At 57.0% G+C, this 6,645-nt stretch carries 7 protein-coding genes; 2 read left to right on the top strand and 5 right to left on the bottom strand.

What is annotated here, in order from left to right; all coding sequences use genetic code 11:
* Window positions 1-56 precede the first annotated feature (56 nt).
* The 5 genes from MWU61_RS05420 to MWU61_RS05400 all read right to left on the bottom strand — a co-directional run bounded on the left by MWU61_RS05420 (window position 57) and on the right by MWU61_RS05400 (window position 5,473).
* Window positions 57-524, bottom strand: a complete 468-nt coding sequence (locus MWU61_RS05420) for an Hsp20 family protein (RefSeq protein ID WP_247127273.1) — start codon at window positions 522-524, stop codon at window positions 57-59.
* A 140-nt stretch (window positions 525-664) separates the two neighbouring features.
* Entirely contained in the window at window positions 665-1,480 is an 816-nt protein-coding gene (locus tag MWU61_RS05415) for a trypsin-like serine protease (RefSeq protein WP_247127272.1), read from the bottom strand.
* Between the two features lie 61 nt (window positions 1,481-1,541).
* Window positions 1,542-2,861 (bottom strand): glycolate oxidase subunit GlcF, encoded by a 1,320-nt coding sequence (gene glcF, locus MWU61_RS05410; protein WP_247127271.1) that lies wholly within the window; start codon window positions 2,859-2,861, stop codon window positions 1,542-1,544.
* A complete protein-coding gene (locus tag MWU61_RS05405) occupies window positions 2,861-3,970 on the bottom strand; it encodes an FAD-binding protein (RefSeq protein WP_247127270.1) in 1,110 nt (369 codons plus the stop codon). Before MWU61_RS05405 ends, glcF begins: the two co-directional genes overlap by 1 nt.
* Window positions 3,971-4,039: 69 nt before the next feature.
* Window positions 4,040-5,473 carry an FAD-linked oxidase C-terminal domain-containing protein gene (locus tag MWU61_RS05400; protein WP_247127269.1) on the bottom strand — a complete coding sequence of 478 codons (1,434 nt, stop codon included), beginning with the start codon at window positions 5,471-5,473 and terminating at the stop codon, window positions 4,040-4,042.
* A 105-nt stretch (window positions 5,474-5,578) separates the two neighbouring features.
* Between MWU61_RS05400 and MWU61_RS05395 the strand changes: the two genes are divergently transcribed.
* Both MWU61_RS05395 and MWU61_RS05390 read left to right on the top strand, forming a co-directional pair.
* Window positions 5,579-6,277 (top strand): DUF599 domain-containing protein, encoded by a 699-nt coding sequence (locus MWU61_RS05395; protein WP_247127268.1) that lies wholly within the window; start codon window positions 5,579-5,581, stop codon window positions 6,275-6,277.
* Window positions 6,274-6,636: a hypothetical protein gene (locus MWU61_RS05390; RefSeq protein WP_247127267.1), complete on the top strand. Its 363-nt coding sequence runs from the start codon at window positions 6,274-6,276 to the stop codon at window positions 6,634-6,636. The genes MWU61_RS05395 and MWU61_RS05390 overlap by 4 nt, the downstream gene beginning before the upstream one ends.
* Window positions 6,637-6,645: the final 9 nt, after the last annotated feature.

The following is a 6,645-nucleotide window of genomic DNA, read 5'->3' as shown; positions in this document are numbered from 1 at the left end:
CCCCCCCCCCCCCCCCCCCCCCGTGGCGCGACGGGTCATCACCCGTCGCAATCCGATTAGTTTACAGCGTTCGCCTCAACGAGGTTCGCATCGCTTTTCGGCGCTTTGCTAATTTCAATCTGACGCGGTTTCAGGGCTTCTGGCACTTCGCGCACAAGATCAATGTTCAGCATGCCGTCCACATGGGACGCACCGGTCACGCGGACGTGGTCGGCAAGCGTAAAGCGACGTTCAAAAGCACGGGTCGCGATACCACGATGCAGGTAGGTCTTTTCGGCCTCGTCGTCCGCTTTACGGGCTGTCACAACAAGCGCGCGATCGCGCACTTCGATCGACAGGTCGTTGTCAGAAAAACCGGCAACAGCAATGGCAATCCGCCAACCGTCTTCTTCGATCTTCTCGATGTTATAAGGGGGGTAGCTGTTCTGGCTCACGTCATTGGCAAGCGCGCGATCCATCAGATCGGCAATTTGGTCAAAGCCAACAGTGGCACGGTACAGGGGTGTCAAATCAAGTCGACGCATTTGGGTCATCCTTTATCAAGCGATAACAATGTGATGCCTTCCCATAGGGGACAGGCGGTTTGGCAAAGGCCCCATCATTGGCGGCCTCGTGATAAAGATGTGGTGACGTCGAAAATGGATTTCAAGGGGCGCAGTATCGCCTAGGGGCGCACAAATTTTGCGCCTGTTGTGTTGCGTTCACCCAAGGTGATCAAACGTTGGCTACCACCGGCTTGGGCCGGACCGACGCTCGCGAAATGTGCTAACAATTCTTGCAGCGGGTCTTGCAGCGACGTGCCAAGCGACACTTGTTTTCCGCCCGCTTGTGCGATGGCCGACACAACGGATACGATTTGTGCGCGTCCGTTTTGCACACGAAACACGGGTGATCCGCTTGATCCGAACTCTGCCTCGCAATTCATGACAATCGCCCCGTTCTGGCGACCCAACACCGAACAGTTTTCTTGCAGGCTTGGTGCTTCTGACCGATCTTTCCCGTAGGACACGATGGAAATCTGGTCTCCGGCTGTTGGTCTGGCAGCAATCGGAAAGGGTTGGATGCGCGTTCTGCGGATTGGTTGGTCCAGCTCAAGCACCGCAATGTCATGGGCGACGTTATTCACACGCGCACCATCGCCGGTCGGATCGTAATCGGGGTGGACCACAAGTCGGCTAATCCCGCGCGTGGCCTCTGCACGTCCGTTTTTCAAACCGGATTGAAAGATAAATTCATCTGCCGAAATCAGCTGATCATCGTCATCGTAAACACAATGTGCCGCAGTCAGCAGCAGTTTGTCCCTGATCAATGCAGCCGTGCAAAAGCCCTTATCAATGACATCAAGCCGACCGACCGCTTCCCAGCCTTGGCTGTCTTGCCGCGTCTCAAGCGTGACCAGCGCTGACCCCGCGTTGGTTTGCGCAGTGGCGACAGAGCCACCCACAATGGTTGCAGCGATCAAAACAAGAGAACGGATCATAACACGGCCCTATCTGGAGGTTCGTCGCAATGTGATTGATCCGTACGGCGATAATAAGGCGTCAGCGTAGCATTGGCACGGCAGGTGTGGCGTTTTTATCAGCCGTCAGGGCAGGGGGCTGCGGTCCGCCTGTGGCCCAATCCAACAGTTCCACGGTGTGGACAATTGGTACATCCGTCGCGCTACCGATTTGCATCATGCAACCAATGTTGCCTGCCGCAATGATGTCCGGCGTCAATGCTTCAAGCGTCTGTACCTTACGTTCCTTCAACTGCCCAGAAATCTCTGGCTGCATCAGGTTGTAGGTGCCCGCAGACCCGCAGCACAGGTGGCTGTCTTTAGGTTCGAGCACCGTGAAACCCGCGTTCTTGAGCAGGTCTTTGGGGTATGTCTTGATCTGTTGGCCATGCTGCAGCGAACATGCGGCATGATAAGCGACCTTCGTGCCTTTCGCGTCGCCCTTCGGCAGGTCCAGTTTCATCAGCACCTCAGACACGTCCATCGCAATCGCGGACACGCGTGCTGCATCTGCGGCGAGGGGGTCGTTGCGGAACATATGACCATAGTCTTTGACGGTCGTCCCACAGCCGGATGTGTTGATCACAATGGCGTCCAACCCGCCTGCATCCATCTGTTTCACCCATGCCTTGATATTCTTGGCGGCGGTCGCGTGGCTTTCGGTTTCTTTGCCCATGTGGTGGGTCAATGCTCCGCAGCAGCCTTGGCCGTCGGGGATCACCACCTCGGCGCCATGACGGGTCAGCAGCCGGATCGTCGCGTCGTTGATATCGGTGTTCAACGCCCGCTGCGCACAGCCAGTCATCAGTGCCACCCGCATCTTGGGTTCTGCCACCGCAAAGGTTTGCGGGTCGTCGTTCTTGCTGACAGGCGGGACCTGTTTAGGGGCCATCGCGATCATAGCCCGCAGGCGCGGATCAGGCACGAACCGTGCGAAGGGTCGTACAATCTTAGCGCCAAGCAACGCCACGCGGAACCTCGTCGGGTACGGCAAAATCCGCGCCAGCACCCAACGTAGGGCGCGTTCAGACAGCGGGCGATCATAGTTTTCCTCAATATACGCACGCGCATGGTCGATCAGGTGCATATAGTGAACCCCAGACGGGCAGGTCGTCATGCAAGCCAGACACGATAGACAACGGTCGATGTGTTTGACCGTTTTCTCATCCGGCACCCGTTCGTTTTCAAGCATATCCTTGATCAGGTAGATCCGGCCGCGGGGGCTATCCAGTTCATCGCCAAGAACCTGATACGTTGGACATGTGGCAGTGCAGAACCCGCAATGCACGCAGGCTCGCAGGATTTCGTTGGCCCGCTGTGTGCCCGGATCAGTCAGCTGTTCTGGTGTAAAAGTCGTTTGCATCAGGCCATCATCTCCGTGTTCAATATCCCGCGAGGGTCAAATTTTGCGCGCAGCCCTGCGCTGATTGCAGCAAGCGGTGCTGGTTCCGGCTGGAAAGTTGGTACCTCGGCGACACCGCGGATCAGCGTTGCGTGCCCCTTGATCGCCCCAAGGCCAGACCGTACGTCGGACCCCGAGGGCACGGCTGCCCAAATCAGGCCGCCGCCCCAGTCCAACATGATCTGGCTTTGACCGGGCAGTGATGCGGCGACTGCGGGCGCATCGCTTGGCCGTACGGATATCCGCCAGACATCTGCGTCGCTGCCGGCAAATGCGGTCACATTCGAGATGTCTGACCACGGGTCTTCGGTGACGACGTCAATGTCTCCAAAGGATTTCAGCCGATCCTTCAGCTGCTCCGTCCGGTATGCGATTGATTTCTCGAAACCTTCGATCCGCAATAGCGTTTGACCGTCATTGTCGGACCGATAGGCAGCACCCGTGATTTCAAAAGGCGATCCAAGTGCAGACGACATCGCAGCGACAGCCTGTGTGATGTCTTGTCCAGAGATAGCCAAAGTCGCGGATGTTTCCGGCTTCGGTAGCACCTTCAAAGACACTTCGGTCAAAACGCCTAGCGTGCCGTAGGATCCGGTCAGCAACTTCACCAGATCATATCCGGTGACGTTTTTCATCACGCGGCCACCGTTTTTCACGATTTGACCAGCGCCGTCCACAAAACGGACGCCCAACATAAAGTCGCGGCATGCCCCAACGGCGATGCGGCGTGGCCCCGACACGTTGGCCGCTACCACGCCGCCAATTGTCGGCGTCCCGCTGGTTCCCAACAACGCGCGGTGATCCATCGGCTCGAACGCCAACCGCTGGTTTTCGGCGTCCAATGCCGTCTCGATCTCAGCAATCGGGGTGCCCGCTTGCGCGACGAGGGTCAGCGCCCCCGGTTCGTACAATGTGATCCCGCTTAGCGCCGCAGTCGATAGAATCGTGCCATCCGCAGGTGTCCCGATAGGGCGGGTCCCGCCGCCGACAATGCGCAGCGGCCCCGTGGCATCAGCAATTGCGCCGGATAGCTCGGTCTCGTTTGTCACTGTCTTGGCTTGGTCTGGCATAGCTTCTTTTGGTCCTAAATATCTCGGGGGTTTGGGGGCTGGCCCCCAATCTGTCATGCGCCGCAAACGCTACGCCGCGCGGCGGTCTTCTGACGTGGCGAGCGGAAAGACTTTGGCAGGGTTCAGCAACCATTGCGGATCAAACACATCCTTCACCGCCATTTGCAGTTCCAAATCAACCGGATCGAACTGAACATTCATCAGATCGCGTTTTTCGATCCCCACGCCGTGTTCGCCCGTCAGGCATCCGCCAACTTCAACGCAAACCTTCAAGATTTCCGCCCCCATCGCTTCGCAAAGTTCCAGATCGCCCGGTTTGTTGGCGTTATACAGGATCAGCGGGTGCATATTACCGTCGCCCGCGTGGAAAACGTTGCCCACATCAAGGCCAAATTCCTTTGACAGTTCTTGAATGCGGCGCAGCACCTCGGGCAGCGCTGACACAGGAATGGTCCCGTCGAGGCACATGTAATCATTGACCTGACCCATCGCGCCAAACGCCGATTTACGGCCCAACCAAATGCGGCCTGCTTCATCCGCATTTTTCGCTTCGCGCAGTTCCACTGGGTTGTGCGTCTTTGCGATTGACATGATTTTTTCAAGCTGTTCGTCGATTTCTGCGTCTGATCCTTCGACTTCGACGATAAGCAGCGCCTCGCACATCGGGTAGCCTGCCTTGGCAAACGCCTCGCAAACCTCGATGCAGGGGCGGTCCATGAATTCGATCGCAACCGGCAGAACGCCAGCCTTGATGATGTCGGACACACAGGCACCGGCCACTTCAGAACTGTCAAAGCCCATCAGTACGGGCCGCGCCCCTTCGGGTTTATGCAGGATGCGCAGGGTCGCCTCTGTGACGACGCCCAACTGTCCTTCGGACCCGCAAATCACGCCCAACAGATCAAGCCCGCCTGCGTCCAGATGCCCGCCGCCGATTTCGACGATTGTGCCGTCCATCATCACCATGGTCACGCCCAGCAGATTGTTGGTTGTCACCCCATATTTCAGGCAATGCGCCCCGCCAGAATTCATCGCGATGTTGCCCGCAATCGCGCAGGCCAACTGGCTGGACGGGTCGGGAGCGTAGAAAAAGCCGTCAGTTTCAACGGCACCCGTCACGGACAGGTTCGTCCGGCCTGTTTGCACTCGAATGATCCGGTCGTTGTAGTTCGTTTCCAGCACATCGTTCAGCTTTGCCACGCCCAAGATCACCGAATCCGCTGTTGGCATCGCCCCACCGGCCAACGACGTGCCCGATCCGCGGGGGACCACCGGCACACCCATTTCAGAGCAGATTTTCAGAACTGCCGAAACTTCTTCGGTCGAGGCTGGCAGAACAGCACACAAAGGCGGGCAGCGATACGCCGACAATCCATCGCATTCATAGGCCCGTGTTTCCGCAACATCGTCGATTACAGCATCCGCAGGTAGCACCTGACGCAGGCGGTCAACGATTTGCGATTTGCGTGCGATGACGGTGGCACTTGGTGTGGGCATTTGCATGGTGGGCTCCTGATCGGTGGCTGACGGGCATTTGCACGATTGGTAAGGAAATATAACCAATTTTCAGGCATGGCAAGTAAAACCGGTTCGGCGTAGTGTTTGTCCATGCAAATGATCGAACACCTTGCCTTATTGACCTATTGGGATGCCGCAGCCGCTGCATTCCTAGGTTTTGCTTATTTTATATTGGGTTGGATGATCGAACATCCGCCGAAGTCACGCCCGTCCGTGACGAAAATCATGTCAGAAAACCGACGCGAATGGTTGCGCGTCTTTATCGGAAGAGAGCCGCGAATCTTCGACAGTCAGATCATGGGCAGCTTGCGACAGGGCACTGCGTTCTTCGCATCGACCTGCATTTTCGCCATTGGTGGTGTCTTTGCTTTGATCGCGAATACGGACCCATTGCAGGGGGTCGCCGCTGAAATTTCGACTGACGACATCCCGATTGTCGTCTGGCAGGTAAAGCTGGGTCTTGTGGCCCTTATGCTCACCAACGGCTTTTTGAAATTCGTCTGGGCCAACCGGATTTTCGGCTATTGTTCGGTCATGATGGCGGCTGTTCCAAACGATCCAAACCATCCTGACGCGATGGGACGTGCTATGCAGGCCGCGGAATTGAATATCCGCGCCGCAATCAACTTTAATCGCGGGCTGCGGTCGATGTACTTTGCTTTGGGTGGATTGGCGTGGCTAGTCGGGTCAACCGCCTTCATCTTGGCCACGCTGGCAGTGATCTGGCTTGTCTGGTCACGAGAATTTGCATCGCTTCCGCGTGATATTTTGTTAGGCAAGTACCCATGAAAAAACTCAAAACCCTTTCCACTGTCCTTGCCCTGATGTCTGGTGCTGCGTTTGCCGACGCCCCAGAGGTCGTCGATATCACTGTAACTCGCACAGGGGAGACATGGCGCTTTGATGTCGCTATTCTGCATCCTGATACCGGTTGGGATCATTACGCAGATGGCTGGGAAGTTATTGACGCGGACGGCAACCAACTTGGTTTGCGGCCCTTGGCACATCCACATGTGAACGAACAACCGTTCACGCGGTCGCAAGGCGGCATTGTCATTCCAGAGGGCGTGACCGAAGTCTACATCCGCACCCGCGACAATGTGGACGGCTGGTTCGATGACCGCACATTGGTGGAACTGCCGCGCTAGGCTCGCGTC

It is taken from the genome of Loktanella sp. F6476L (assembly GCF_023015725.1).
In the GTDB taxonomy this organism is placed as follows: Bacteria; Pseudomonadota; Alphaproteobacteria; order Rhodobacterales; family Rhodobacteraceae; genus Yoonia.
The sequence above is the reverse complement of the archived record's forward strand: the minus strand, read 5'-3'. Positions and strand labels throughout refer to the sequence as shown.

What these genes read in the sequence shown, in the direction of transcription:
- MWU61_RS05420 (WP_247127273.1), bottom strand. Translation starts at nt 524, where the DNA reads ATGCGTCGACTTGATTTGACACCCCTGTACCGTGCCACTGTTGGCTTT.
- MWU61_RS05415 (WP_247127272.1), bottom strand. Translation starts at nt 1,480, where the DNA reads ATGATCCGTTCTCTTGTTTTGATCGCTGCAACCATTGTGGGTGGCTCT.
- glcF (WP_247127271.1), bottom strand. Translation starts at nt 2,861, where the DNA reads ATGCAAACGACTTTTACACCAGAACAGCTGACTGATCCGGGCACACAG.
- MWU61_RS05405 (WP_247127270.1), bottom strand. Translation starts at nt 3,970, where the DNA reads ATGCCAGACCAAGCCAAGACAGTGACAAACGAGACCGAGCTATCCGGC.
- MWU61_RS05400 (WP_247127269.1), bottom strand. Translation starts at nt 5,473, where the DNA reads ATGCAAATGCCCACACCAAGTGCCACCGTCATCGCACGCAAATCGCAA.
- MWU61_RS05395 (WP_247127268.1), top strand. Translation starts at nt 5,579, where the DNA reads ATGCAAATGATCGAACACCTTGCCTTATTGACCTATTGGGATGCCGCA.
- MWU61_RS05390 (WP_247127267.1), top strand. Translation starts at nt 6,274, where the DNA reads ATGAAAAAACTCAAAACCCTTTCCACTGTCCTTGCCCTGATGTCTGGT.